The organism is Streptomyces globosus (genome assembly GCF_003325375.1).
GTDB lineage: Bacteria > Actinomycetota > Actinomycetes > Streptomycetales > Streptomycetaceae > Streptomyces > Streptomyces globosus_A.
On the sequence record NZ_CP030862.1, the window covers coordinates 518,673 to 544,193 of the forward strand.

Below are 25,521 nucleotides of genomic sequence, written 5' to 3' on the forward strand. Positions count from 1 at the left end.
CCGCTCGGGCGTTGTACGGAGGTCTGCCCGTCGGCCGCGGACGCGACGGCCGGCCGGGGCGGGCCCGGGAAGGGGCCTGGGCGGCCCTGTGGCGGCCTCCCGCGACCGCCGGAGCCTGCGGGGCGGGGGTGGCGCTGCGAACGCGCGTACGGGCATGCCGAAGGGCCGGCACTCCTCCCCCGAGCGGGGGAGTGCCGGCCCTTCGCCGTACGGGGTGCTGACCGCGGGGCGCGGGGCGGCGGGTGACGGGGTGTCGGGCGTCAGAGGACGCGGACGGCGCCCGTGGGGCGGTCGTAGCTCAGGCTGCGCTCGACGATGCCGGTGCTGGGGTTCTGCGCGCCGACGAACTTGCCGCCGCCGACGTACAGGGCGACGTGGTAGGCGCTGCCCTTGGAGCCCCAGTACAGGATGTCGCCCGGCTGCAGGGCGCTCAGCGAGACCGACTTGCCGAACGAGGACTGCGCCTGCGAGGTGCGCGGCAGGGAGACGCTGGCCTGCCGGTACGCGGCCTGCACCAGGCCGGAGCAGTCGAACGCGGACGGGCCGGTGGCGCCCATGACGTAGGCCTTGCCGACCTGCGCGCGGGCGAAGCTGATGATGGCCGCGGCGGAGCCCTTCGGGGCGGTCACGGTGCCCACGCCCTGGCTGCTGTCGGCCGAGGCGGCGGCGGAGGTGCTCTTGAGCGCGGTGCGCTCGGCGTTGCGGGTGGCGCGCTCGGCCTCGGCCTTGCGGTCCGCCTCCTCCTTCGCCTTCTTCTCCGCGGCCTCCTTGGCCTTCTTCGCCTCGGCGGCGGCGCCGGTGCGGGCGCTCTCCTCCTGGGCGTTCAGTTCGCCGTCGACGGCGGCCGCCTGGGTGTTCTCGGCGGCGGCGGCGACGGCGGTGGAGACCTCGGAGGCCAGGTCCATGTCGAGGACCGGCATCTCCATCGTCTCGGTCACCGGCTCGGCGGCGGGGGACGCGCTCGCCGTGCCGGCCATCGCCAGCGTGCTGAGGACGCCACCGGCAACTCCGGCGCGTACCGCGAGCTTCGAGGCGCTGCGACGGGGCTTCCGGTGGCTGGGTATGTGAGCGGTGTGGGACATGAGGACAACCGCTATCAGGGGGCCCGCTGTCCCTTCAAGAAACGTGGTGTGCGCCACAGTTGCGCCGCGAGGGGCGCGAACCGGACGCGGCGCGCGTCTTATTGACGCCGTAACGGACAAATCAGACAGCCCCTCACAGGCCTGTGATCAAGGCGTTTCAGCAATAAGTCCGAATTGATCCAGGGCCTACCATCCCGGCGCACCGTTGGCCAAGCCCGGCTTCGGAACGCCTGATTCTCGTGTGACACAGGTCACACCGAAATCGCGCCGAGAGGTGTCCGTGGCCTGCCCGTGACCCGAAGTCCGCGGAAGGGTGGCCGAAAGATCGTCCGCGGGCGGCGGGGCGGGGGCCGGAGGCTCGTGAACGGATGCACGCGTCCACTCCCGTCCGCACCCCGTCCCCCGGTCGAGCGACGCGGATCGCCTTACCACGCACGGAGAGATCCGGCCAAATTTGCCTGCACACCTCATCGTTTGATAGGGCAACCCCGCTTCTACCTGGGGTAACACGCCCCGATGTCACGGTTGGTGATCAACTGGCTGCTTCGCGTACGAAGATCACCCCTCATCGGGGTTCATGATCGTTCATCAGGTGGTGGAGATCACAAACTCCGTCCTGTCACCCGTGTCGCAGATCACAGATCGACGGGCATAGGATGCGCACCAGCCCGGCTTGTGAACTGCCTCACATGCACAAGATCCCCGAGGGGCGGGGCACCAGGCGCCGGCGCAGCGGTCCAACGGTCCAGGACGACTGGAAGGAGCGAGGAGCGTGAATGCCTACGCGCCCATCCTCGTGCTCGGCGCCCTAGGCGCAGGGTTTGCGATCTTCTCCGTGGTCATGGCCACGCTGATCGGCCCGAAGCGGTACAACCGCGCCAAGCTGGAGGCGTACGAGTGCGGCATCGAGCCGACTCCCACGCCCGCAGGCGGCGGTCGCTTCCCGATCAAGTACTACCTGACGGCGATGCTCTTCATCGTCTTCGACATCGAAGTTGTCTTCCTCTACCCCTGGGCCGTCACCTTCGACGCCCTGGGGATCTTCGGGCTCGTCGAGATGCTGCTCTTCGTGCTCACCGTCTTCGTCGCCTACGCCTACGTCTGGCGCCGCGGCGGCCTGGAATGGGACTGAGGGGCTGAATTCCCATGGGACTGGAAGAAAAGCTGCCGAGCGGCTTCCTGCTGACCACCGTCGAACAGGCCGCGGGATGGGTGCGCAAGGCGTCCGTCTTCCCCGCGACCTTCGGCCTCGCCTGCTGCGCCATCGAGATGATGACCACCGGAGCCGGCCGCTACGACCTCGCCCGCTTCGGCATGGAGGTCTTCCGCGGCTCGCCCCGCCAGGCCGACCTGATGATCGTCGCCGGCCGGGTCAGCCAGAAGATGGCGCCGGTGCTGCGGCAGGTCTACGACCAGATGCCCGCCCCCAAGTGGGTCATCTCCATGGGCGTCTGCGCATCGTCGGGCGGCATGTTCAACAACTACGCGATCGTGCAGGGCGTCGACCACATCGTCCCGGTGGACATCTACCTGCCCGGCTGCCCGCCCCGCCCCGAGATGCTCGTGGACGCGATCCTCAAGCTCCACCAGAAGATCCAGAGCTCCAAGCTCGGCGTCAACCGGGAAGAGGCGGCCCGCGAGGCGGAGGCCGCGGCCCTCAAGGCCCTGCCCACCATCGAGATGAAGGGGCTGCTCCGGTGAGCGACACCACCCCCGGCACCACCCCGGGCGACGACGGCGCCGTCCCCGCCCCCCGCGAGTCCGCCGGCCCCGAGGTGATCGGCGTCCGCAAGGGCATGTTCGGCGCCAGCGCCGGCGGCGACACCAGCGGCTACGGCGGCCTGGTGCGCACCGTCGCCCTGCCCGGCCCGAGCCACCGCCCCTACGGCTCCTACTTCGACGAGGTCGCCGACGAGCTCGAAGGCGCCCTGGAGGAGCAGGGCCTCCTGCCCGCCAACGCCATCGAGAAGACGGTCGTCGACCGCGGCGAGCTCACCTTCCACATCGCCCGCGAGCACCTCGTCCGGGTGGCGTCCACCCTCCGCGACGACCCCGCCCTGCGCTTCGAACTCTGCACCGGGGTCAGCGGCGTGCACTACCCCGGCGACCGCGGCCGCGAACTGCACGCCGTCTACCACCTGCGCTCGATCACCCACGGCCGCACCGTGCGGCTGGAGGTCTGCGCCCCGGACGCCGACCCGCACGTCCCCTCGCTGGTCTCCGTCTACCCGACCAACGACTGGCACGAGCGCGAGGCCTACGACTTCTTCGGGCTGGTCTTCGACGGCCACCCGGCCCTCACGCGGATCATGATGCCGGACGACTGGCAGGGCTTCCCGCAGCGCAAGGACTACCCCCTCGGCGGCATCCCCGTCGAGTACAAGGGCGCCCAGATCCCGGCTCCCGACCAGCGGAGGTCGTACAGCTGATGTCCACGAACCACCACGCGGCGTCCCGCGAGACCACCGAGGGAACCGTCTACACCGTCACCGGCGGCGACTGGGACGAGGTCGTCCGCTCCGCGGCCAAGGCCGACGACGAGCGCATCGTCGTCAACATGGGCCCCCAGCACCCCTCCACCCACGGCGTGCTGCGGCTGATCCTGGAGATCGACGGCGAGACGGTCACCGAGGCCCGCTGCGGCATCGGCTACCTGCACACCGGCATCGAGAAGAACCTCGAATTCCGGAACTGGACGCAGGGCACCACCTTCGTGACGCGCATGGACTACCTCACGCCGTTCTTCAACGAGACGGCGTACTGCCTCGGCGTCGAGAAGCTCCTCGGCATCACCGACCAGGTCCCCGACCGCGCCACCGTCATCCGCGTCCTGCTGATGGAGCTCAACCGGCTCTCCTCGCACCTGGTCTGCATCGCCACCGGCGGCATGGAGCTCGGCGCCACCACGATCATGATCTACGGCTTCCGCGACCGCGAGCTGATCCTCGACATCTTCGAGCTGATCACCGGCCTGCGCATGAACCACGCGTTCATCCGCCCCGGCGGCCTCGCCCAGGACCTGCCCCCCGGCGCCGTCGACCAGCTCCGCGACTTCCTGAAGACCATGAAGAAGAACCTGCCGGAGTACGACAAGCTCGCCACCGGCAACCCCATCTTCAAGGCCCGCATGCAGGACGTCGGCTACCTCGACCTCACCGGCTGCATGGCCCTCGGCGCCACCGGCCCCATCCTCCGCTCCGCCGGCCTGCCGCACGACCTGCGCAAGGCCGACCCCTACTGCGGCTACGAGACCTACGAGTTCGACGTCCCCACCACGGAGACGTGCGACTCGTACGGGCGGTTCCTGATCCGCCTGGAGGAGATGCGGCAGTCCCTGCGGATCGTCGAGCAGTGCCTGGACCGGCTGGAGCCCGGCCCCGTCATGGTCGCCGACAAGAAGATCGCCTGGCCGGCGCAGCTCGCCCTCGGCCCCGACGGCCTCGGCAACTCCCTCGACCACATCAAGAACATCATGGGCACCTCCATGGAGGCCCTCATCCACCACTTCAAGCTGGTGACCGAGGGCTTCCGCGTCCCGGCGGGCCAGGCCTACGCCGCCGTCGAGTCCCCCAAGGGCGAACTCGGCGTCCACGTCGTCTCCGACGGCGGAACCCGCCCCTACCGGGTCCACTTCCGCGACCCGTCGTTCACCAACCTCCAGGCCATGGCGGCGATGTGCGAGGGCGGCCAGGTCGCCGACGTCATCGTCGCCGTCGCCTCCATCGACCCCGTGATGGGAGGCGTCGACCGATGACAGCCAGCCCCGCCCGTCGAGAGGTGAGCCTGGGCATGCCCCAGCCGCCCGCCCCCGACTACCCGGCCGAGGTGCGCGAGCGGCTCGCCGCGGACGCCGCGGAGATCGTCGCCCGCTACCCCGACAGCCGCTCCGCCCTCCTGCCGCTGCTCCACCTCACCCAGTCCGAGGAGGGCCACGTCTCCCGCACCGGCATCCGGTTCTGCGCGGAGACCCTCGGCCTGACCACCGCCGAGGTCACCGCCGTCGCCACCTTCTACACGATGTACCGGCGCAGGCCCTCCGGCGACTACCAGGTCGGCGTCTGCACCAACACCCTGTGCGCGGTCATGGGCGGCGACGCCATCTTCGAGGAGCTCCAGGAGCACCTCGGCATCGGCAACAGCGAGACCACCCCCGACGGCAAGGTCACCCTCGAACACATCGAGTGCAACGCGGCCTGCGACTACGCACCCGTCGTGATGGTGAACTGGGAGTTCTTCGACAACCAGACCCCCGAGTCCGCCAAGGCCCTCGTCGACGACCTCCGCGCCGGCCGCCCCGTCGAACCGACCCGCGGCGCGCCGCTGTGCACGTACAAGGAGACCGCCCGGATCCTCGCCGGCTTCCCCGACGAGCGGCCCGGAGCGGTGGAGGCGAGCGGCGGCGCCGGACCCGCCTCCCTGATCGGACTGCGCATCGCGCGCGGCGAAGCCCCGCACCAGGGGCGCATCGTGCACCCGCGGGCCGCTGCGACCGGCGAGGAGGGGGAGTGATGACGGTGGCGACTGCCATGCACGAGAACGGAACGAGCCCGGAGAAGCTGCTGGCCCCCGTCCTGTCGGCGTTCTGGGACGAGCCGCGGCCGTGGACGCTGGAGACCTACCGGCGCCACGACGGCTACGAGGGGCTGCGCAAGGCCCTCGCGATGACCCCCGACGAGGTCATCGCCTACGTGAAGGACTCCGGGCTGCGCGGCCGCGGCGGCGCCGGCTTCCCCACCGGGATGAAGTGGCAGTTCATCCCGCAGGGCGACGGCAAGCCGCACTACCTCGTCGTCAACGCCGACGAGTCCGAGCCCGGCACCTGCAAGGACATCCCGCTCCTCTTCGCCAACCCGCACTCCCTCATCGAGGGCATGGTCATCGCCTGCTACGCGATCCGCTCCGCGCACGCGTTCATCTACCTGCGCGGCGAGGTCGTGCCCGTCCTGCGCCGCCTGCACGAGGCGGTCCGCGAGGCGTACGAGGCCGGCTACCTCGGCAAGGACGTCCTCGGCAGCGGGATGGACCTCGACATCACCGTCCACGCCGGGGCGGGCGCCTACATCTGCGGCGAGGAGACGGCGCTGCTGGACTCCCTCGAAGGCCGCCGCGGCCAGCCCCGGCTCCGGCCGCCCTTCCCCGCCGTCGAAGGCCTCTACGCCTGCCCCACCGTCGTGAACAACGTCGAGTCCATCGCCTCGGTTCCCGCGATCCTGAACCGCGGCAAGGACTGGTTCAAGGCGATGGGCACCGAGAAGTCCCCCGGCTTCACCCTCTACTCGCTGTCCGGGCACGTCGCCGGCCCCGGCCAGTACGAGGCCCCGCTCGGGATCACCCTGCGCCAGCTCCTCGACATGAGCGGCGGGATGCGCCCCGGCCACCGGCTGAAGTTCTGGACCCCCGGCGGCTCCTCCACCCCGATGTTCACCGACGAGCACCTCGACGTCCCGCTCGACTACGAGGGCGTCGGCGCGGCCGGCTCGATGCTCGGCACCAAGGCCCTGCAGTGCTTCGACGAGACGACCTGCGTGGTGCGCGCGGTGACCCGGTGGACCGAGTTCTACGCCCACGAGTCGTGCGGCAAGTGCACCCCCTGCCGGGAGGGCACCTACTGGCTGGTCCAGCTGCTGCGCGACATCGAGGCCGGCAAGGGCGCCATGGAGGACCTCGACAAGCTCCAGGACATCGCCGACAACATCAACGGCAAGTCGTTCTGCGCGCTCGGCGACGGCGCCGCCAGCCCGATCTTCTCCTCGCTGAAGTACTTCCGCGACGAGTACGAGCAGCACGTCACGGGCAAGGGCTGCCCCTTCGACCCCAGGAAGTCGGTCCTCTGGGCCGACACGGAGGTGAACGCATGACCGTCACCACGAATGCCCCCACCGGTGGCGGAGGGGCCGCCGTGCCCCCGGAGGACCTGGTCTCGCTGACCATCGACGGCGTCGAGCTGTCGGTGCCCAAGGGGACCCTCGTCATCCGCGCCGCCGAGCAGATCGGGGTGGAGATCCCCCGCTTCTGCGACCACCCCCTGCTCGACCCGGTCGGCGCCTGCCGGCAGTGCATCGTCGAGGTGGAGGGCCAGCGCAAGCCGATGGCGTCCTGCACCATCACCTGCACCGACGGGATGGTCGTCCGGACGCAGCTGACCTCCCCCGTCGCGGAGAAGGCCCAGCGCGGGGTGATGGAGCTGCTGCTCATCAACCACCCGCTGGACTGCCCGGTCTGCGACAAGGGCGGCGAGTGCCCGCTGCAGAACCAGGCGATGTCGCACGGCAACGCCGACTCCCGCTTCGAGGGCCGCAAGCGCACCTACGAGAAGCCGGTGCCGATCTCCACGCAGGTCCTCCTCGACCGGGAGCGGTGCGTGCTCTGCGCCCGCTGCACCCGCTTCTCCACGCAGGTCGCCGGCGACCCGATGATCGAGCTGCTCGAACGGGGCGCGCTCCAGCAGGTCGGCACCGGCGAGGGCGACCCCTTCGAGTCGTACTTCTCCGGCAACACCATCCAGATCTGCCCGGTCGGCGCCCTCACCTCGGCCGCGTACCGGTTCCGCTCCCGCCCCTTCGACCTCGTCTCCTCCCCGAGCGTGTGCGAGCACTGCGCGGGCGGCTGCGCGACCCGGACCGACCACCGGCGCGGCAAGGTGATGCGCCGCATGGCCGCCGAGGACCCCGAGGTCAACGAGGAGTGGATCTGCGACAAGGGCCGCTTCGCGTTCCGGTACGCGCAGCGCCCCGACCGGCTGACGACGCCCCTGGTCCGGAACGCCGACGGGGTCCTGGAGCCGGCGAGCTGGCCCGAGGCGCTCGCCGCCGCCGCTGCCGGACTGGCCGCGGCCCGCGGCCGCGCCGGCGTCCTGACCGGCGGGCGGCTGACCGTCGAGGACGCCTACGCGTACGCCAAGTTCGCGAGGGTCGTCCTCGACACCAACGACATCGACTTCCGGGCCCGCGTGCACAGCGCGGAGGAGGCCGACTTCCTGGCCGCGGAGGTCGCGGGCCGCGGCGTCGACCTCGACGGGCAGGGTGTCTCGTACGCCGGGCTGGAGGCGGCGCCGGCGGTGCTGCTCGCCGGCATCGAGGCGGAGGAGGAGGCCCCCGGGGTCTTCCTGCGGCTGCGCAAGGCCTTCCGCAAGCGCCGCCAGCGGACCTTCGCCCTGGCCCCGTTCGCCACGCGCGGCCTGGCCAAGGCGGGCGGCACCCTGCTGGCCGCCGCACCGGGCACCGAGCCGGAGTGGCTGGACGCGCTCGCCTCCCGCACCGGCCTGGAGCAGGGCGGCGAAGCCGCCGCCGAAGCACTGCGCGAGCCCGGCGCGGTCATCGTCGTCGGGGAGCGCCTCGGGGGCGTGCCCGGCGGGCTGACCGCGGCGGTCCGGGCGGCCGCCGCGACCGGGGCCCGGCTGGTGTGGATCCCGCGGCGGGCCGGGGAGCGCGCTGCGATCGAGGCGGGCGCCCTGCCGTCGCTGCTGCCCGGCGGCCGCCCGGCCACCGACCCGCGGGCCCGCGGGGAGGTGGCGGCCGCGTGGGGGCTCCAGGAGCTCCCGCACCGCTACGGCCGCGACACCGGGCAGATCGTCGAGGCCGCCGCCGGCGGCGGGCTGACCGCGCTGCTCGTCGCGGGCGTGGAGGTCGCCGACCTGCCCGACCCCGAGCGGGCGCGGACCGCGCTGCGCGAGGCGTTCACGGTCTCCCTGGAGCTGCGGCCCGGCGAGGTCACCGACCACGCCGACGTGGTCCTGCCGGTCGCGGCCGTCGCCGAGAAGGCCGGCACGTTCGTCAACTGGGAGGGCCGCGTGCGGCCGTTCGAGGCCGCGCTCAAGCCCGACCAGATGACCCGCCCGCTCGCCCCGGCCGACTCCCGCGTCCTGCACATGCTGGCCGACGCCGCCGACCGGCCGCTGGGCCTGCCCGACGTGCACGCCGTACGCCGGGAGATCGACCGGCTCGGCCGGTGGGCCGGCGAGCGCCCCGCGGCGCAGCCCGGCTCCCCGGCGGTGCTGCCCCGGCCCGCGGCCGGCGAGGCGGTCCTCGCCGGGCACCGGCTGCTCCTCGACCTCGGCCGGCTCCAGGAGGGCGACGACGCCCTGGCCGGCACCCGGCACGAGGCGAGCGCCCGGCTCTCCGCGGCGACCGCGGCCGAGACCGGCGTCAAGGACGGCGACCTCCTCGCGGTGACCGGCCCGTCCGGCACGGTCGAACTCCCGCTGCGGATCACCGAGATGCCCGACCGGGTGGTCTGGCTCCCGCTGAACTCCACCGGCTCCGGCGTCCGCGCGGACAGCGGCGCCCTGCCCGGCACCCTCGTACGGATCGGCCCGGCGACCCCGGCCGGCGCAGGCGGCACCACTGCGGAGGTGGGAGCGTGAACGCGGTAGTGCTCGCTGCCGAGGACCTGTCCCTGTTCGGCACGGACCCCTGGTGGCTGGTCCTCGTCAAGGCGGTGTTCTGCTTCGCCTTCCTGATGGTGACCGTCCTGTTCTCCATCGTGTGGGAGCGCAAGGTCGTCGCCTGGATGCAGCTGCGCATCGGCCCGAACCGGCACGGCCCCTGGGGCATGCTCCAGTCGCTCGCCGACGGCGTGAAGCTGATGCTGAAGGAGGACATCGTCGTCAAGCGCGCCGACAAGGTCGTCTACGTGCTGGCGCCGATCGTCGCGGCGATCCCCGCGTTCATGGCGATCGCGGTGATCCCGTTCGGGCCCGCCGGCAACGAGGTGTCGATCTTCGGGCAGCGCACCACGATGCAGCTGACCGACCTGCCGATCGCGATGCTGTACATCCTGGCGGTCGCCTCCGTCGGCATCTACGGCATCGTGCTCGCCGGCTGGTCCTCGGGCTCGACGTACCCGCTCCTCGGCGGCCTGCGCTCCTGCGCCCAGATGATCAGCTACGAGATCGCGATGGGCGCGGCGTTCGCCTCGGTGTTCCTCTACTCGGGGTCGATGTCGACCTCGGCGATCGTGGAGGCGCAGGCAGACCGCTGGTTCATCGTGCTGCTGCCGGTGTCGTTCATCATCTACGTGGTGACGATGGTCGGCGAGACCAACCGGGCGCCGTTCGACATGCCGGAGTCCGAGGGCGACCTCGTCGGCGGCTTCAACACCGAGTACTCGTCCATCAAGTTCGCGATGTTCATGCTGGCCGAGTACGTCAACATGGTCACCGTCTCGGCCGTCTCGGTCACCCTGTTCCTGGGCGGCTGGCGGGCCCCGGCGCCGATCTCCACGTACTGGGAGGGCGCCAACCACGGCTGGTGGCCGCTGCTGTGGTTCGTGCTCAAGGTGCAGCTGCTGCTGTTCTTCTTCATCTGGCTGCGCGGCACCCTGCCCCGCGTCCGCTACGACCAGCTGATGAAGCTCGGCTGGAAGGTCCTCATCCCGGTCTCGCTGCTGTGGCTGATGCTCGTGGCGACCGTGCGGGCGCTGCGGAACGAGGCGTACGACTTCTCCCAGATCGTCCTCTACGTCGGCGGCGCGGTCGTCGCGGTCCTGCTGCTGTCCTTCCTCGCGGACTTCTTCCGCGACCGGCGGGAGAAGGCCGCCCAGGCCGCGGAGGCGGCCGCCCCCGGGGCCGAGCCGTTCGACCCGCTCGCGGGCGGGTTCCCCGTACCGCCCAAGCCCGGCCAGCACCTGGCCCCCGTACCGCGCCGGCGGCCCCGCCGGGAGCGGGAGCTCATCGCCAGCGGCGGGGCGAACAACGACAGCGACCGAGAGGAGGGTGCGGAGAATGCCTGACGAACAGTGGCAGAACCCGGTGGCCGGCTTCGGCGTGACCTTCAAGGCCATGTTCAAGAAGCGCCTCACCGAGCAGTACCCCGAGCAGCAGAAGACGACCGCACCGCGTTTCCACGGACGGCACCAGCTCAACCGGCACCCGGACGGCCTGGAGAAGTGCATCGGGTGCGAGCTGTGCGCGTGGGCCTGCCCCGCGGACGCCATCTACGTGGAGGGCGCGGACAACACGGAGGAGGAGCGCTACTCCCCGGGCGAGCGCTACGGCCGCGTCTACCAGATCAACTACGCCCGCTGCATCCTGTGCGGGCTGTGCATCGAGGCGTGCCCGACGCGGGCGCTGACGATGACGAACGAGTTCGAACTGGCCGACGCCAGCCGCGAGTCGCTCATCTACACCAAGGAGGAGCTGCTCGCCGGGCTGACCGAGGGCATGGTCGAGGCGCCCCACGCCATGTACCCGGGCACGGACGAGCAGGACTACTACCGCGGCCAGGTGACGGGGGCGGCCCCCGGGACCGAGCGGCAGCAGGCCGCGTCCAAGGGCGAGGCCCCGCAGGACCGGGGCGCCGCCGAGGGGGTGGGGGCATGAGCGCGGTCGCCGCCGCGGCAACGGCCACCTCCACGGGCGAGGCGGTCCAGTTCTGGATCCTCGGCACGGTCGCCGTGATCGGCGCGCTGGCGACGATCCTGATGAAGAAGGCCGTGCACAGCGCGCTGAGCCTCGCCGGGACGATGATCATCCTGGCGGTGTTCTACCTCGCGAACGGGGCGTACTTCCTGGGCGTGGTCCAGGTGATCGTCTACACCGGCGCGATCATGATGCTGTTCCTCTTCGTGGTCATGCTGGTCGGCGTCACCGCCGCCGACTCCCTGAAGGAGACCATCAAGGGCCAGCGCTGGCTCGCCGTCCTGTGCGGACTGGGCTTCGGCATCCTGCTCATCGCGGGCATCGGCCACGCCTCCCTGCAGCACTTCAACGGACTGGGCCGGGCCAACTCGGCCGGGCACGTGGAGGGCCTCGCCCAGCTGATCTTCACCCGGTACGTCTTCGCCTTCGAGCTGACCGGCGCGCTGCTGATCACCGCCGCCGTCGGCGCGATGGTGCTCACGCACCGCGAGCGCACCGAGCGGGCCGCGACGCAGCGCGAGCTGTCCGAGCGGCGCATCCGCGAGGGCGTCCAGCTCCCGCCGCTCCCCGCGCCCGGCGTGTACGCCCGGCACAACGCGGTCGACGTGCCGGGCCTGCTGCCGGACGGCACCCCCTCGGAGCTGACCGTCAGCAAGACGCTCCGCGCCCGCGGCCAGGTCCGCGACGTCTCCGGCGAGGCCCTCGCCGACCTCAGGGCGCTGGAGCGGCGCTCGGCGGAGCGGCTCGGCCGTGAGGAGGCCCCGCAGTGAACCCGGTCAACTACCTCTACCTCGCGGCCCTGCTGTTCACCATCGGCGCCGCGGGCGTGCTGATCCGGCGCAACACGATCGTGCTGTTCATGTGCGTGGAGCTGATGCTCAACGCCTGCAACCTCGCGCTCGTCGCGTTCTCCCGGATGCACGGCAACCTCGACGGCCAGATCATCGCGTTCTTCACGATGGTCGTCGCCGCCGCCGAGGTCGTGGTGGGCCTCGCGATCATCGTGTCGCTGTTCCGTACCCGCCACTCGGCCTCGGTCGACGACGCCAGCCTGATGAAGCTGTAAGGGGCGTACACAGTGGAGAATCTGATTGCGCTGCTCGTGGCGGCGCCCCTGCTCGGAGCGGCGGTGCTGCTGTGCGGCGGCCGGCGCCTCGACAGGGCCGGGCACTGGCTCGGCACCCTGCTCGCGGCCGCCTCGTTCGGCATCGGCGCCGTCCTGTTCGCCGACATGCTGGGCCGCGGCGCCGACGACCGGACCATGCGGCAGTACCTGTACAGCTGGATCCCGGTGGAGGGCTTCCAGGCGGACATCGCCTTCCGGCTGGACCAGCTGTCGATGACGTTCGTCCTGCTCATCAGCGGGGTCGGCACGCTGATCCACGTGTACTCGATCGGGTACATGGAGCACGACGAGCGCCGCCGCCGCTTCTTCGGCTACCTCAACCTCTTCCTCGCGGCGATGCTGCTGCTGGTCCTCGCCGACAACTACCTGCTCCTGTACGTCGGCTGGGAGGGCGTCGGCCTCGCCTCGTACCTGCTCATCGGCTTCTGGCAGCACAAGCCCAGCGCGGCGACCGCCGCGAAGAAGGCCTTCCTGGTCAACAGGGTCGGCGACATGGGCCTCTCCATCGCGATCATGCTGATGTTCACCACGTTCGGCACGTTCGCGTTCGGGCCGGTGCTGGCCTCGGCCGGCGAGACCTCCGAGGGCATGCTGACCGCGATCGGGCTGATGCTGCTGCTCGCCGCGTGCGGCAAGTCCGCGCAGGTGCCGCTGCAGTCCTGGCTCGGGGACGCGATGGAGGGCCCGACGCCCGTCTCGGCCCTCATCCACGCGGCGACGATGGTCACCGCCGGCGTCTACCTGATCGTCCGCTCCGGCGCGATCTTCAACGGGGCGCCCGACGCGCAGCTCGTCACGGCGATCGTCGGAGCGGTCACGCTGATCTTCGGTGCCGTCGTCGGTTGCGCGAAGGACGACATCAAGAAGGCGCTGGCCGGGTCGACGATGTCGCAGATCGGCTACATGGTCCTCGCGGCCGGCCTCGGACCGATCGGCTACGTCTTCGCGATCATGCACCTGGTGACGCACGGCTTCTTCAAGGCCGGCCTCTTCCTCGGCGCCGGCTCCGTCATGCACGGCATGAACGACGAGGTCGACATGCGCAAGTACGGCGGCCTGCGCCGCTACATGCCGGTCACCTTCGTCACGTTCGGGCTCGGCTACCTCGCCATCATCGGCTTCCCCGGCCTGTCCGGCTTCTTCTCCAAGGACCGGATCATCGAGGCGGCCTTCGCCAAGGGCGGCACCGAGGGCTGGATCCTCGGCTCGGTCGCCCTGCTCGGCGCGGCCATCACCGCGTTCTACATGACCCGGGTCATGCTGATGACCTTCTTCGGCGAGAAGCGCTGGCAGCCGGCACCCGACGCGGACGCCGCCGCCGACGTGGAGCCGTCCGCCGGGCACCGCCCCGGCGAGATGCCGCACCCGCACGAGTCCCCGAAGTCCATGACCGTCCCGATGATCGTGCTGGCCTTCGGGTCCGTCTTCGCCGGCGGGTTCTTCGCCGTCGGCGACCGGTTCCTGAACTGGCTGGAGCCCGTCACCGGGTACGAGCACGGGCATCCGCCGGTCAGCGCCCTCACGGTCACCCTGGCCACCATGGCGGTACTCGTCGTCGGCGTCGCGATCGCCTGGGCGATGTACGGCCGCCGGCCGGTCCCCGCGACCGCGCCGCGCGGCAGCCTGCTCACCCGGGCCGCCCGCCGCGACCTGCTCCAGGACGACTTCAACCACGTCGTGCTGGTGCGCGGCGGGGAGCACCTGACCCGCTCCCTCGTGTACGTCGACCACAGCCTGGTCGACGGCGTGGTCAACGGGACGGCGGCGTCGGTCGGCGGCCTGTCGGGCCGGCTCCGCAAGCTGCAGAACGGCTACGCCCGCAGCTACGCGGTCTCGATGTTCGGAGGGACGGCGATCCTCATCGCCGCGACCCTGCTGATGAGGGCGGTGTGAGATGGATTTCCCGCTTCTGACGGTGACGGCCGCGGTGCCCGCGGCCGGCGCGGTCCTCACGGCGGCCGTCCCGGCCGCCCGCCGGACCGCCGCCAAGTGGCTGGCGCTGCTGTTCTCGCTGGCCACGCTCGCCCTGGCGGGGCTCGTCGCGGCCCGCTTCGACCCGGGCGGCGAGCGCTACCAGCTCACCGAGTCCCACGCGTGGATCCCCGCCTTCGGGGTCCGCTACGAGCTGGGCGTCGACGGCATCGGCGTCGCACTGATCGGGCTGACCGCCCTGCTGGTGCCCTTCGTCATCGCCGCCGGCTGGAAGGACGCCGACCCGCTGGAGACCCGGTCGCCGCGGTGGCGGCCCACGCAGGGCTTCTTCGCCCTGATCCTGCTGGTCGAGGCGATGGTGATCATCTCGTTCGAGGCCACCGACGTCTTCCTCTTCTACATCTTCTTCGAAGCCATGCTCATCCCGATGTACTTCCTCATCGGCGGCTTCGGGGACCGGGCGCACGCCGGGACCGACGAGAACGCCGCCGCGCAGCGCTCGTACGCGGCGGTCAAGTTCCTCCTCTACAACCTGGCCGGCGGTCTGATCATGCTTGCCGCGGTGATCGGCCTGTACGTGGTGGCGGGGAACTTCTCGCTCCAGGAGATCACCGCCGCCCGCGCCGCGGGCACCCTGGACATCGCGACCAACACCGAGCGGCTGCTGTTCCTCGGCTTCTTCTTCGCGTTCGCGGTCAAGGCGCCGCTGTGGCCGCTGCACACCTGGCTGCCGAACGCGATGGGCGAGGCCACCGCGCCGGTCGCCGTGCTGATCACCGCGGTCGTCGACAAGGTCGGCACCTTCGCGATGCTCCGCTTCTGCCTCGGCCTGTTCCCCGAGGCGAGCAAGTGGGCCACCCCGGTGGTCCTCGCCCTGGCGCTGGTCAGCATCGTCTACGGCGCGCTCCTCGCGGTCGGGCAGCGGGACATCAAGCGGCTGATCGCGTACGCGTCGATCTCGCACTTCGGCTTCATCATCCTGGGCATCTTCGCGATGACCTCCCAGGGGCAGTCGGGCGCGACGCTGTACATGGTCAACCACGGGCTGTCGACGGCGGCGCTGATGCTGGTCGCCGGGTTCCTGATCTCCCGGCGCGGCTCGCGGCTCATCGCCGACTACGGCGGGGTGCAGAAGGTGGCGCCGGTCCTGGCGGGCACGTTCCTGATCGGCGGGCTGGCGACGCTGTCGCTGCCCGGGCTCGCGCCGTTCGTCAGCGAGTTCCTCGTCCTGGTCGGCACGTTCTCCCGGTACCCGGTCGCCGGCATCGTCGCCACCTTCGGCATCGTCCTCGCGGCGCTGTACACGCTGGTGCTGTACCAGCGGACGATGACCGGGCCGGTGAAGGAGGAGGTCCGCCGGATGCCCGACCTGCGGCCGCGCGAACTCCTCGTGGTCGCCCCGCTGATCGCCCTGCTGATCGGGCTGGGCGTGTACCCGAAGCCGCTGACCGAGATCGTCAACCCGGCGGTGGAGCACACCATGTCCGACGTGAAGCAGAAGGACCCGAAGCCCGAGGTGGCGGTCGGGGCCGAGAACGGGGAGGCGGGCCAGTGAGCACCGCAACTGCTGCCCACAGCCTGTGGGCGCTCGCCGCGCAGGCGCCGGCGGACCGGATCCCGGCCCCGCACATCGAGTACGCGCAGCTGTCGCCCATTCTGATCGCGGTGGGCGCGGCGATCCTCGGCATCCTCGTCGAGGCGTTCGTGCCGCGCCGCGGCCGCTACCCGGTCCAGGTGTTCCTCGCCGTCGCCGCGCTCGCCTCCGCGTTCGCGGCGGTCGTCGGGCTCGCCGTCAGCGGGCATGCGGGGGAGAAGGCGCAGATCGCGGCGATGGGGGCCGTCGCCGTGGACGGGCCGGCCCTCTTCCTCCAGGGGACGATCCTGCTGGCGTCGCTCGTCGCGGTGTTCACCTTCGCCGAGCGGCGCCTGGACCCGGCCGCGCACGGCAGCCGGGTGGACTCCTTCGCCGCGCAGGCGGCGTCCGTACCGGGCAGCGAGGGCGAGAAGGCCGCCGTGAAGGCGGGGTTCACCACCACCGAGGTGTTCCCGCTGGCGATGTTCGCCGTGGCCGGCATGCTGATCTTCCCCGCGGCCAACGACCTGCTGACGCTGTTCGTGGCCCTGGAGGTGTTCTCGCTGCCGCTGTACCTGCTCTGCGCCGTGGCCCGCCGCCACCGGCTGATGTCGCAGGAGGCCGCGGTGAAGTACTTCCTGCTGGGCGCCTTCTCGTCGGCGTTCCTCCTCTTCGGCATCGCCCTGCTCTACGGCTACGCGGGCTCCGTCTCGTACGCGGCCATCGCGGACGTGGTCGACGGCACCACGGCCCACATGGACCCGGCGCTCGCCGACACCATGGGCAACGACGCGCTGCTGCTGATCGGCGGGGCGCTGGTGCTGACGGGGCTGCTGTTCAAGGTGGGCGCCGTGCCCTTCCACATGTGGACCCCGGATGTCTACCAGGGCGCCCCGACTCCGGTGACCGGCTTCATGGCCGCGGCGACGAAGGTGGCCGCGTTCGGCGCGCTGCTGCGCCTGCTGTACGTGGTGCTGCCGGGTCTGCGGTGGGACTGGCGGCCGGTGATGTGGGGCGTGGCGATCGTGACGATGCTGGCGGGCGCGGTGATCGCGGTGACGCAGACCGACGTCAAGCGGCTGCTGGCGTACTCGTCGATCGCGCACGCCGGTTTCATCCTGGCCGGTGTCATCGCGACGTCGGCGGAGGGCGTCCAGTCGGTGCTCTTCTACCTGGGCGCGTACGCGTTCGTCACGATCGGCGCGTTCGCGGTGGTCACGCTGGTCCGGGACGCGGGCGGCGAGGCGACCCACCTGTCGAAGTGGGCCGGGCTGGGGCGGCGTTCGCCGCTGACGGCGGCGGTCTTCGCGGTGTTCCTGCTGGCCTTCGCGGGCATTCCGCTGACCTCCGGGTTCTCCGGGAAGTTCGCGGTGTTCAAGGCGGCGGCGGAGGGCGGCGCGGGAGCGCTGGTCGTCGTCGGCGTCATCTCGTCCGCGATCGCCGCGTTCTTCTACATCCGGGTGATCGTCCTGATGTTCTTCAGCGAGCCGAAGGCGGACGGGCCGACCGTGGCCGTGCCGTCGCCGCTGACGATGACGACGATCGCGGTCGGCGTGGCGGTCACGCTCGTACTGGGCCTGGCGCCGCAGTACTTCCTGGACCTGGCGGGTCAGGCGAGCACGTTCGTGCGCTGACCGGTTGTCGGGTGGATGCGCCGGGGCCCGGCTCCCTTCGGGGGAGCCGGGCCCCGGCGCGTTTCAGCTGCGGTGGTGCGAGGTGATCTCGGTGAGGTCGGCGATGACGGGGAAGGGAACGGACACCTCGAGGCGGCCGTGGAAGATGCCGGTGCCGGTGTAGACGCCCGTGGCCGGCTCCCGTTCGAAGACGTAGGCCATGGCCAGGCCGCCCCGGTTCTCGACCCGCCAGAAGTGCGGGATCCCGGCGCGGGCGTATGTGACGGGCTTCGTCTCGCGGTCGCGGGTGACCCCTCCGGGGGAGACCACTTCGACGGCGAGCAGGACCGACTCGGCGGGGAGACGGGTCTGGTCCAGGTCCTCCACCTCCCCGCCGGCCACCACGATCACGTCCGGTTCGGGGCGGTTCCAGCGGTCGATGTCGATGGTGAACTCGCGGAGGACGTCGAAGCCGTCCGGGGCCGCGGCGCTCAACTGCTGTTCGAGGAAGCTCACTGCGAGCATGTGGAAGAGGTTCTGCCGGGTCGGGAAGACCAGGCTGCCGTCGATCAGCTCCGTGTGCGGAGGCAGGTCCGGAAGCGTGTCGAGGTCGTCCGCGCACCAGCCGCCGTCAGGAGGGCGCGGCCAGGGGTGTTCCGGTTCCGTCGGTGCTTCCACGGCCGGAGTCTGTAGCCCGGGGGCGGACCGCTGCCGGGGAATCCGCGGGGATCCGCCCGCACGGGTGGCCGGGGTGCGGCGTGTTGACCGTGCCGGGGTCATCGGCGGACGGCATATGTGCCTGCCGTCCGGCGGGGCGGGACGCCGCCCCGCCGGACGGGGACGGTCAGCGGGAGGGGGTGATGCGGCCCGTGACCTCGCCCAGGCCCACGCGGGTGCCCGCGGGGCCCGGGGCCCAGGCCGTGAGGGTGACCGTGTCGCCGTCCTCCAGGAACGTCCGCTTGCCCTCGGCGAGCTCGATGGCGTCGCGGCCGTTCCACGTCAGCTCCAGCAGGGAGCCGCGCTGGGCGACCTCGGGGCCGCTGACGGTGCCGGAGCCGTACACGTCGCCGGTGCGCAGGGAGGCGCCGTTCACCGTCATGTGGGCCAGCTGCTGGGCGGCGGTCCAGTACATCGTCGCGAACGGCGGGTGCGCGACCTCCTGCCCGTTGACGGAGACGGTGATGTGCAGGTCGAAGCCGCCGGGCCGGTCGGCGTCGGCGTCGTCGAGGTAGGGCAGCAGCGGGAAGTCGCGGGCCGGCGGTGCGGTGCGGGCCGCGTCGAGGGCCTCCAGCGGGGTCACCCACGCCGAGACGGAGGTGGCGAAGGACTTGCCCAGGAAGGGGCCCAGCGGGACGTACTCCCAGGCCTGGATGTCGCGCGCGGACCAGTCGTTGAGGAGGAAGAGGCCGAAGACGTGGTCCTCGAAGTCGCCCAGCGCGACGGGGCTGCCCGGCTCGGAGGGGGTGCCGACCAGGAAGCCGACCTCGGCCTCGATGTCGAGCTTGACGGACGGGCCGAAGACCGGCGCCGGGTCGGAGGGGGCCTTGCGCTGCCCGGAGGGGCGGACGACGTCCGTGCCGGAGACCACGATGGTGCCGGAGCGGCCGTGGTAGCCGATCGGCAGGTGCTTCCAGTTGGGGGTCAGCGGTTCGCCGTCGGGGCGGAACATGCGGCCCACGTTGGTGGCGTGGTGCTCGCTGGCGTAGAAGTCGACGTAGTCGGCGACCTCGTAGGGCAGGTGCAGGGTGACCGCGTCCAGCGGCAGCAGGTGCGGCTCCACGGCCTCCCGGTGCCCGGGGTCGGTCACCCAGGCCGTCAGGGCGCGGCGCACGTCGCGCCAGGCGGTGCGGCCGGCGGCCAGCAGCGGGTTCAGCGAGGGGTGGCCGAGCAGGCCGGCGTACGGGGAGCCGAGCGCCTCGGCGGCGGCCCCGGCGTCGAGCACGTGCCCGCCGATGCGCACGCCGATCCGGCGGCGGGCGTCGCCGCCGGTGGAGAAGACGCCGTACGGGAGGTTGTGCGGCCCGAACGGGTCGCCCTCGGGGACATCGAGGGGGCTCTGCTGGGGCATGGGGTACTGCCTCGCTTTCGATGCGGCCCGGGGGGTGTCCCGGGGGCTTGTTGACACGTTACGTGGCTGGTGGGGCCTGCGGGAGGCCGGATTCGGGCGCTATTTGTAGGACTTGTCCAACGGGGTCCGTATCCTTGCGCCGTGACTTCCGCCCCGCTTTCGGCCCTCCCCTTCTCTCTGGTCGCCACTGATCTGGACGGGACCCTGCTGCGCGCCGGAGACACCGTCTCCGCCCGCTCGTACACGGCGCTCGCGACGGCGCGCGCTGCGGGCGCGCAGCACATCATCGTCACCGGGCGCCCCGTACCGCAGGTACGCCATGTTCTTGACAGGTTGGGATATACGGGGCTCGCGGTGTGCGGGCAGGGCGCGCAGTTGTACGACACGGCGCGCGGCGTCCTGCTGCACTCCGTCGAAATGGACCGTGAGCTGGCGGAGGTGGCGCTCGGCAAGATCGAGGCCGAGATCGGCGAGGTGTACGCGGCCGTCGACCAGGAGGGGGTCGACGCGGCGATGCTGATAGGGCCCGGCTACCGGATGCCGCACCCGCACCTGCCGACGGTCCGGGTGCGCCGGCGCGCGGACCTGTGGGCGGCGCCGATCACGAAGGTGCTCCTGCAGCACCCGGCGCTCGACGACGACGAGCTGACCCGGCTCGCCCGCGGGGTCGTCGGGCACATGGTCAACGTGACGATGGCGGGGGAGCACACGGTCGAGCTCCAGCCGCCGGGGGTGAGCAAGGCGAGCGGGCTGGCGCTGGCGGCGGAGCTGCTGGGGGTCGGGGGGCCGGGCACGATCGCCTTCGGGGACATGCCGAACGACGTCCCCATGTTCGCGTGGGCCGGGTACGGGGTGGCCATGGCCGACGCCCACCGCGAACTCGTCGCGGTCGCCGACGAGGTGACGCTGTCGAACGAGGAGGACGGCATCGCGGTGGTGCTGGAGCGCCTCTACGGCTGAGCCGCCCGGCGGGCCGTGCGCGGCCTGCGCCGGGGGCGCGGCCTGCCCCCGGCGCCGCCCGGCGCGGGGCCTCAGCCCCCCGTGCGCGGGTGGCTCCGGCGCCAGGTGCGGTGGAAGACGGCCTCCCCGCCCTCCCGGCACAGCAGCTCGTCCTCCGTGTGGAAGGCGTCCGCGTCGCAGGAGGTCTCCGAGCGGGCCTCCACCACGGTGTCCCAGTCGAGGCCGGGCCGGTGCAGCCGGATCCGCCACGTGCAGCGGACACGGGCAGACAGGGCGTCGCCGTCGCGGATCGCGTACTCCTCGTCCGCGTCCTCGGCGTACTCCAGCCCGTCCGGGTGGATCCTGCGCCACTCCGGCCGGGGCGCCGCCTCAAGCCGCCACGTCCCGGCCGCGACGTCCCGGACGACCCGCCGCGGCGGGCGCGGCGGGTCGAGGGTCTCCGGGACGACGGCCCCGAGCGGCGGCGCCTGCTCGGGCGGCGCGAAGCCGACGCCGGCGTCGGTCTGCGGCGACGGGCCGCGGACGGGCAGGACCAGCGCGCTGCCCGCCGGGTCCAGCGTCCAGCCCGCCTCCGACCCGGCCCGCGGCCACAGCCACGGCCAGTACGCGGAGGAGAGGGCGAGCCGGATGCGGTGCCCCGGCGGGAACGCGTATGCGGCGGCGCCCAGGTCGAGGACGACGTCCTCGTACGCCCCCGCCGGCCACGGCACCGCCTTCTCCGGGCCGAGCCGCGCGGACAGGTTCAGCGCGCCGCGGGTGACCAGCGTCGAGGAGCCGTCGGGGGTGACGTCGCACAGCCGTGCCGCGACCTGCCCGTGCGGGACGTCCAGCCGCAGCCGCAGCGCCACCTGCGGCCGGCCCAGCACCTCGACCGGCTGCCCGGCCGCGACGGGGAACTCGAAGCACGCGGACTTCGCGTCCTCCTCCCGCTGGTCGGGCGGCAGGTCGGCGTCGCCGCCGCGCGGGACGAACCGGCCCGCGTCCAGCCCGGTGTGCTGCGGCGAGGCCACCTCCACCGGCTCGCCCCGCAGCGCGTACGTGACCGGTGCGACGGCCGGCGGCGGCCAGGCGGCCTCGCCCGCCCACCTCCCCGGCAGCTCCCCGTACGCGGTGGCCGGCGGGCGGGAGGCGCAGATCCAGGTCCGCAGCAGCGGCTCGTCCATCACCCCGTTGGCCGCGCCCCGCAGCCAGTGGTCCCACCAGCGCAGGGTCTCCTGCAGGAAGCCGATCGCCGGGCCCGGCGGCAGCCCGCGGTCGGGGTAGGCGTGCGGCCAGGGGCCGAGCAGGCCGCGGACCCGGCCGGGCGGCAGGCGGGACACCAGCCGGAGCACGGTGTCCCGGTACGGGTCGTGGAGGCCGCCCACGGCGAGGACGCCCGCCCGGACGGCGGCGGGGTCCTCGCAGAGGCGGCCGTGCGCCCAGTGGGCGTCCCGGGTCTGGTGGGCCAGCCAGGTGCCGGAGGGCGGTTCGAGCGCCTCCAGCCGCGTCAGCCACTGCTCGCGCCAGTCGTCGCCGGCGTACAGGGGGTCCGGGGGCCGGGCGGCCAGCGCGAGCAGCGCCGCCGACCCGGCGTGTCCGTCCGCGGCGACGACCGAGCCGCCCAGGTAGGGCGCGGCGCCGCCGAAGGCGTCGTCCGCCGCGCACACCGCGACCACGGCGCGCAGCGCGTCGGGCGCCAGGGAGGCGATCCGCAGGGCCAGTGCGCCGGCCCAGGACATGCCGAACATCCCCACCGCCCCCGTGCACCACGGCTGCGCCGCCAGCCAGCGCACCACCGCGACCCCGTCGGCGGCCTCCGGGCCGTCGCCGCCCCGGGCGTACGGCGCGTACGGGCCGCCGGGCACGCCGCCGCTGCAGCCGTGGCCGCGGACGTCCACCCGGACCGAGGCGTAGCCGTGGCCGGCGTACCAGGGGTGGCGGCGGGCGTCGCGGGGAGCGGTGCGGTCGGTCAGCCGGTGGGGCGCGTACTCCAGCAGGGCGGGCACCGGCTCCGGGGTCACCGGGCGCCAGATCCGGGCGTACAGGGCGATGCCGTCGGGCATCGGGATCCGGACATCCTCGCGCGCGGTCCCGTACGGGAAGTCGGTGCGGACGCTCATACGGGGGCCTCCGCCGTGCTCCCGGCCGGTGCGGGGCCGGCGTCCGGTCGGCGAGCCGTCCGCCTGCGGCGCGGGCGCGCGGGACCATGGGGGCGGAGGCCGGGCTGTCCGGCCCCTGCGGGCGCCGGCTCCGCGGGCTCCGCCGTGTCGATCACGGGTCTGGGCAAGGCGTGCGCTCCGGTTTCTTTCGGCTTTTTCCGAACATACCGGGGTGGATCGGACAGTGCGGGGACGGCGGCACGACGGGTGCTCTCCGTGATCGAAATCGGACCGGATACGCTGGCTTGAGTGATGGCAGCGACACATCGACAATCCAGGTGATCGTCAGCGTGATCGTCAGCAGACAGGAGTACCCCTCGTGACCGTCGTCGGGCCGTTCGGACTGAGCGTGCGGGACCAGGCTCTTGAGGCCGATGTCCAGGCCGGACTGGCCGCCGTCGAGGCGGGTCTGCTGGAGGCCACCAAGAGCGAAGTCCCCTTCATCACCGAGGCCGCGCAGCACCTGGTCAAGGCCGGCGGCAAGCGGTTCCGGCCGCTGCTGGTCATGCTCGCCGCCCAGTTCGGCGACCCGTACGCGCCCGGGGTCGTCCCCTCCGCGGTGGTCGTCGAGCTCACCCACCTGGCCACGCTCTACCACGACGACGTCATGGACGAGGCGGACGTGCGCCGCGGCGTCCCCAGCGCCAACGCCCGCTGGGGCAACTCGGTCGCCGTCCTCACGGGCGACTTCCTCTTCGCCCGCGCCTCGCACATCCTCGCCGACCTCGGCCCCGAGGCCGTGCGCATCCAGGCCGAGGCCTTCGAGCGCCTCGTGACCGGCCAGATCCTGGAGACGGCCGGCCCGCGCGACGGCCGCGACCCGGTCGCCCACTACCTCGACGTCATCGCCGGCAAGACCGGCTCGCTGATCGCCGTCTCCGGCCGGTTCGGCGCCCTGATGTCCGGCGCCGACGACTCCGTCGTCGACATCCTGACCCAGTACGGCGAGCGCCTCGGCACCGCCTTCCAGCTTGCCGACGACGTCCTCGACATCGCCTCCGACTCGCACGAGTCCGGCAAGACGCCGGGGACCGACCTGCGCGAGGGCATCCCGACCCTGCCCGTGCTGCTGCTGCGGGAGCGGGCCGAGCAGGGCGGCGACCCCGCCGACCTGGACCTCGTACGCCTCCTCGACGGCGACCTCGCCGACGACGCCCGCCATGCCGAGGTCCTCGCACGGCTGCGGGTCCACCCCGCGCTGGAGCAGGCCCGCCGCGACACCGTCCGCTACGCGCAGGAGGCCCGGGCCACGCTGGCCCCCCTGCCGGAGTGCTTCGCGAAGTCGGCCCTGGAGGAACTCTGCGACGCGGTGGTCCACCGCGCGGGCTAGGACCTGTCCGGCGGATCACGGTCGGAGCCATAGGCGGATCGCCGCAACCGTGACGGTGCCGTGGAATACGTAGGCCCTTTTGTCGTAGCGGGTGGCGACGGCGCGGGAGTTCTTGAGCCGGTTGATCGTGCGCTCGACCTCGTTTCGACGCTTGTAGATCTCACTGTCGAAGCCGGTGGGCCGGCCGCCCTTGCTGCCGCGCCGTTTGCGGTTGGCCCGCTGGTCCTTCGGTTCCGGGATGGTGTGCTTGATCTGGCGTCTTCGCAGGTAACGGCGGTTGCGGCGTGAGCTGTATGCCTTGTCGCCACCGACGCGATCCGGCCGGGTGCGCGGATGACCGCCCTGCGGGCGGGGCACCCGGATGCGTTCAAGGACCTCGATCATCTGCGGGGCGTCGCCCCACTGGCCGGGGGTGAGGAGGAAGGCCATCGGCCTGCATCCGCCTTCACCCGCGAGGTGGATCTTGCAGGTCAGGCCGCCCCGGGACCGTCCGAGTCCTTCGTCGGGGCGGTGGTGCCGGGGCGTTGTCCTTTTTTCGGGACGCGTGGCTTCTTCTTGCGGGCCCCTGCCGCGTGCTGATGGGCCCGGCAGGACGTCGAGTCGACGCTGACCATGCTCCAGTCGATCCGTCCCGCGAGGTCGGCGTCGGCCTGGACGGCACGCAGGATCTGGTCCCACGTGCCGTCCGCCGACCAGCGCCGGTGCCGTTCATAGACGGTCTTCCAGCTGCCGAAACGCTCGGGAAGATCCCGCCACGGTATGCCCGTTCGGACCCGGAACAAGATCCCGTTGATCACCCTGCGGTGATCGCTCCACCGACCGCCACGCCGCCCCAACGCCGGCAAGTGCGGCTCCAGCCGAACCCACTCGGCATTCGTCAGATCACCCCGCCCCATGCCGGGAACAACGAGACAGCAATCCGACAGTCACATGATCCGCCGGACAGTCCCTAGTACGGCAGGACCGTTGCCGTGCCAGGGCCTACCCTGGGCGCGGTACGCGTCCGTAACCCGCCCGGGTGGAGGAGGCCTGATGGGGCCCGACGTCTGTCTCCGCATCTCCCAGGAGGCCCGTGACCGGCTCGCCGCAGCGGCGGCGGAGGAGGGCCTGTCACTGCGCGCCTACCTGGTCCGGCTCGCCGGAACCCTGCCCGCCCCGCAGGAGCGGGCCGGGCAAGCCGGGCAGGCGCGGGCCGCGCTGAAGGAGTGGAGCGGCCACGCTCCGACCCCTGCCGAGGTGCAGGACCTCGACAGCGAGTTGGACCGGCGGCTGGCCCGGGCGATCGCCCGGTGAGCGGCGCCGTGCGCACGGCCCCGGACGGCGCGCGGTCCGATGCCTGATC

The 25,521-nt window shown here is 72.2% G+C and carries 22 protein-coding genes; 17 read left to right on the top strand and 5 right to left on the bottom strand.

The window, feature by feature from the left end; all coding sequences use genetic code 11:
* Positions 1–260: 260 nt before the first annotated feature.
* Positions 261–1,082, bottom strand: coding sequence for a C40 family peptidase (locus tag C0216_RS02475; protein WP_114053662.1), 822 nt, complete (start codon positions 1,080–1,082; stop codon positions 261–263).
* Positions 1,083–1,854: 772 nt separating this feature from the next.
* Between C0216_RS02475 and C0216_RS02480 the strand changes: the two genes are divergently transcribed.
* From C0216_RS02480 to nuoN, 14 genes are read left to right on the top strand one after another with little or no spacing between them, the layout of a single operon-like run.
* The gene (locus C0216_RS02480) at positions 1,855–2,214 is read left to right on the top strand and encodes an NADH-quinone oxidoreductase subunit A (RefSeq protein WP_114053663.1); all 360 of its coding nucleotides are present in this window, start codon (positions 1,855–1,857) and stop codon (positions 2,212–2,214) included.
* 14 nt (positions 2,215–2,228) lie between these two features.
* A complete protein-coding gene (locus tag C0216_RS02485; protein WP_114053664.1) occupies positions 2,229–2,783 on the top strand; it encodes a NuoB/complex I 20 kDa subunit family protein in 555 nt (184 codons plus the stop codon).
* On the top strand, positions 2,780–3,511 hold the full coding sequence (locus C0216_RS02490) for an NADH-quinone oxidoreductase subunit C (protein WP_114053665.1): 732 nt from the start codon (positions 2,780–2,782) through the stop codon (positions 3,509–3,511). Before C0216_RS02485 ends, C0216_RS02490 begins: the two co-directional genes overlap by 4 nt.
* A complete protein-coding gene (locus C0216_RS02495) occupies positions 3,511–4,836 on the top strand; it encodes an NADH-quinone oxidoreductase subunit D (RefSeq protein WP_114053666.1) in 1,326 nt (441 codons plus the stop codon). The genes C0216_RS02490 and C0216_RS02495 overlap by 1 nt, the downstream gene beginning before the upstream one ends.
* Positions 4,833–5,591 (top strand): NADH-quinone oxidoreductase subunit NuoE, encoded by a 759-nt coding sequence (nuoE, locus tag C0216_RS02500; protein ID WP_114053667.1) that lies wholly within the window; start codon positions 4,833–4,835, stop codon positions 5,589–5,591. Before C0216_RS02495 ends, nuoE begins: the two co-directional genes overlap by 4 nt.
* A complete protein-coding gene (gene nuoF, locus C0216_RS02505; RefSeq protein WP_114053668.1) occupies positions 5,591–6,940 on the top strand; it encodes an NADH-quinone oxidoreductase subunit NuoF in 1,350 nt (449 codons plus the stop codon). The genes nuoE and nuoF overlap by 1 nt, the downstream gene beginning before the upstream one ends.
* Entirely contained in the window at positions 6,937–9,444 is a 2,508-nt protein-coding gene (locus tag C0216_RS02510) for an NADH-quinone oxidoreductase subunit G (protein ID WP_114053669.1), read from the top strand. The genes nuoF and C0216_RS02510 overlap by 4 nt, the downstream gene beginning before the upstream one ends.
* On the top strand, positions 9,441–10,811 hold the full coding sequence (gene nuoH / locus C0216_RS02515) for an NADH-quinone oxidoreductase subunit NuoH (protein WP_114053670.1): 1,371 nt from the start codon (positions 9,441–9,443) through the stop codon (positions 10,809–10,811). Before C0216_RS02510 ends, nuoH begins: the two co-directional genes overlap by 4 nt.
* The gene (gene nuoI, locus C0216_RS02520; protein ID WP_114053671.1) at positions 10,804–11,400 is read left to right on the top strand and encodes an NADH-quinone oxidoreductase subunit NuoI; all 597 of its coding nucleotides are present in this window, start codon (positions 10,804–10,806) and stop codon (positions 11,398–11,400) included. The genes nuoH and nuoI overlap by 8 nt, the downstream gene beginning before the upstream one ends.
* Positions 11,397–12,209 (top strand): NADH-quinone oxidoreductase subunit J, encoded by an 813-nt coding sequence (locus tag C0216_RS02525; RefSeq protein WP_114053672.1) that lies wholly within the window; start codon positions 11,397–11,399, stop codon positions 12,207–12,209. The genes nuoI and C0216_RS02525 overlap by 4 nt, the downstream gene beginning before the upstream one ends.
* The gene (gene nuoK / locus C0216_RS02530) at positions 12,206–12,505 is read left to right on the top strand and encodes an NADH-quinone oxidoreductase subunit NuoK (RefSeq protein WP_114053673.1); all 300 of its coding nucleotides are present in this window, start codon (positions 12,206–12,208) and stop codon (positions 12,503–12,505) included. Before C0216_RS02525 ends, nuoK begins: the two co-directional genes overlap by 4 nt.
* A gap of 12 nt (positions 12,506–12,517) precedes the next feature.
* Positions 12,518–14,458, top strand: a complete 1,941-nt coding sequence (gene nuoL, locus C0216_RS02535; protein ID WP_114053674.1) for an NADH-quinone oxidoreductase subunit L — start codon at positions 12,518–12,520, stop codon at positions 14,456–14,458.
* A 1-nt stretch (position 14,459) separates the two neighbouring features.
* Entirely contained in the window at positions 14,460–16,052 is a 1,593-nt protein-coding gene (locus C0216_RS02540) for an NADH-quinone oxidoreductase subunit M (RefSeq protein ID WP_114053675.1), read from the top strand.
* Positions 16,053–16,075: 23 nt separating this feature from the next.
* Positions 16,076–17,704: an NADH-quinone oxidoreductase subunit NuoN gene (gene nuoN, locus C0216_RS02545; protein ID WP_428985475.1), complete on the top strand. Its 1,629-nt coding sequence runs from the start codon at positions 16,076–16,078 to the stop codon at positions 17,702–17,704.
* A gap of 63 nt (positions 17,705–17,767) precedes the next feature.
* Here the strand turns inward: nuoN and C0216_RS02550 are convergent, their stop codons facing one another.
* Positions 17,768–18,361, bottom strand: coding sequence for a Uma2 family endonuclease (locus tag C0216_RS02550; protein ID WP_246042287.1), 594 nt, complete (start codon positions 18,359–18,361; stop codon positions 17,768–17,770).
* A gap of 166 nt (positions 18,362–18,527) precedes the next feature.
* Positions 18,528–19,751 carry a fumarylacetoacetase gene (fahA, locus tag C0216_RS02555; RefSeq protein WP_114053678.1) on the bottom strand — a complete coding sequence of 408 codons (1,224 nt, stop codon included), beginning with the start codon at positions 19,749–19,751 and terminating at the stop codon, positions 18,528–18,530.
* 141 nt (positions 19,752–19,892) lie between these two features.
* Between fahA and C0216_RS02560 the strand changes: the two genes are divergently transcribed.
* The gene (locus C0216_RS02560) at positions 19,893–20,711 is read left to right on the top strand and encodes an HAD family hydrolase (RefSeq protein WP_114053679.1); all 819 of its coding nucleotides are present in this window, start codon (positions 19,893–19,895) and stop codon (positions 20,709–20,711) included.
* Between the two features lie 71 nt (positions 20,712–20,782).
* Here C0216_RS02560 and C0216_RS02565 read toward each other — a convergent pair whose 3' ends face one another.
* Positions 20,783–22,810, bottom strand: a complete 2,028-nt coding sequence (locus C0216_RS02565; protein ID WP_114053680.1) for a CocE/NonD family hydrolase — start codon at positions 22,808–22,810, stop codon at positions 20,783–20,785.
* 358 nt (positions 22,811–23,168) lie between these two features.
* On the opposite strand from C0216_RS02565, the gene C0216_RS02570 reads away from it, so the two are divergent.
* The gene (locus C0216_RS02570) at positions 23,169–24,179 is read left to right on the top strand and encodes a polyprenyl synthetase family protein (protein WP_114053681.1); all 1,011 of its coding nucleotides are present in this window, start codon (positions 23,169–23,171) and stop codon (positions 24,177–24,179) included.
* 15 nt (positions 24,180–24,194) lie between these two features.
* Here C0216_RS02570 and C0216_RS02575 read toward each other — a convergent pair.
* Positions 24,195–25,075, bottom strand: a protein-coding gene (locus tag C0216_RS02575) for an IS5 family transposase (RefSeq protein WP_114053682.1) whose coding sequence is annotated in 2 segments (ribosomal slippage) — positions 24,195–24,715 and positions 24,715–25,075 — 882 coding nt in all. Because the reading frame shifts where the segments join, the coding sequence is not laid out codon by codon here.
* Between the two features lie 136 nt (positions 25,076–25,211).
* Here C0216_RS02575 and C0216_RS02580 point away from each other — a divergent pair.
* Positions 25,212–25,472, top strand: coding sequence for a hypothetical protein (locus C0216_RS02580; RefSeq protein WP_114053683.1), 261 nt, complete (start codon positions 25,212–25,214; stop codon positions 25,470–25,472).
* Positions 25,473–25,521: the final 49 nt, after the last annotated feature.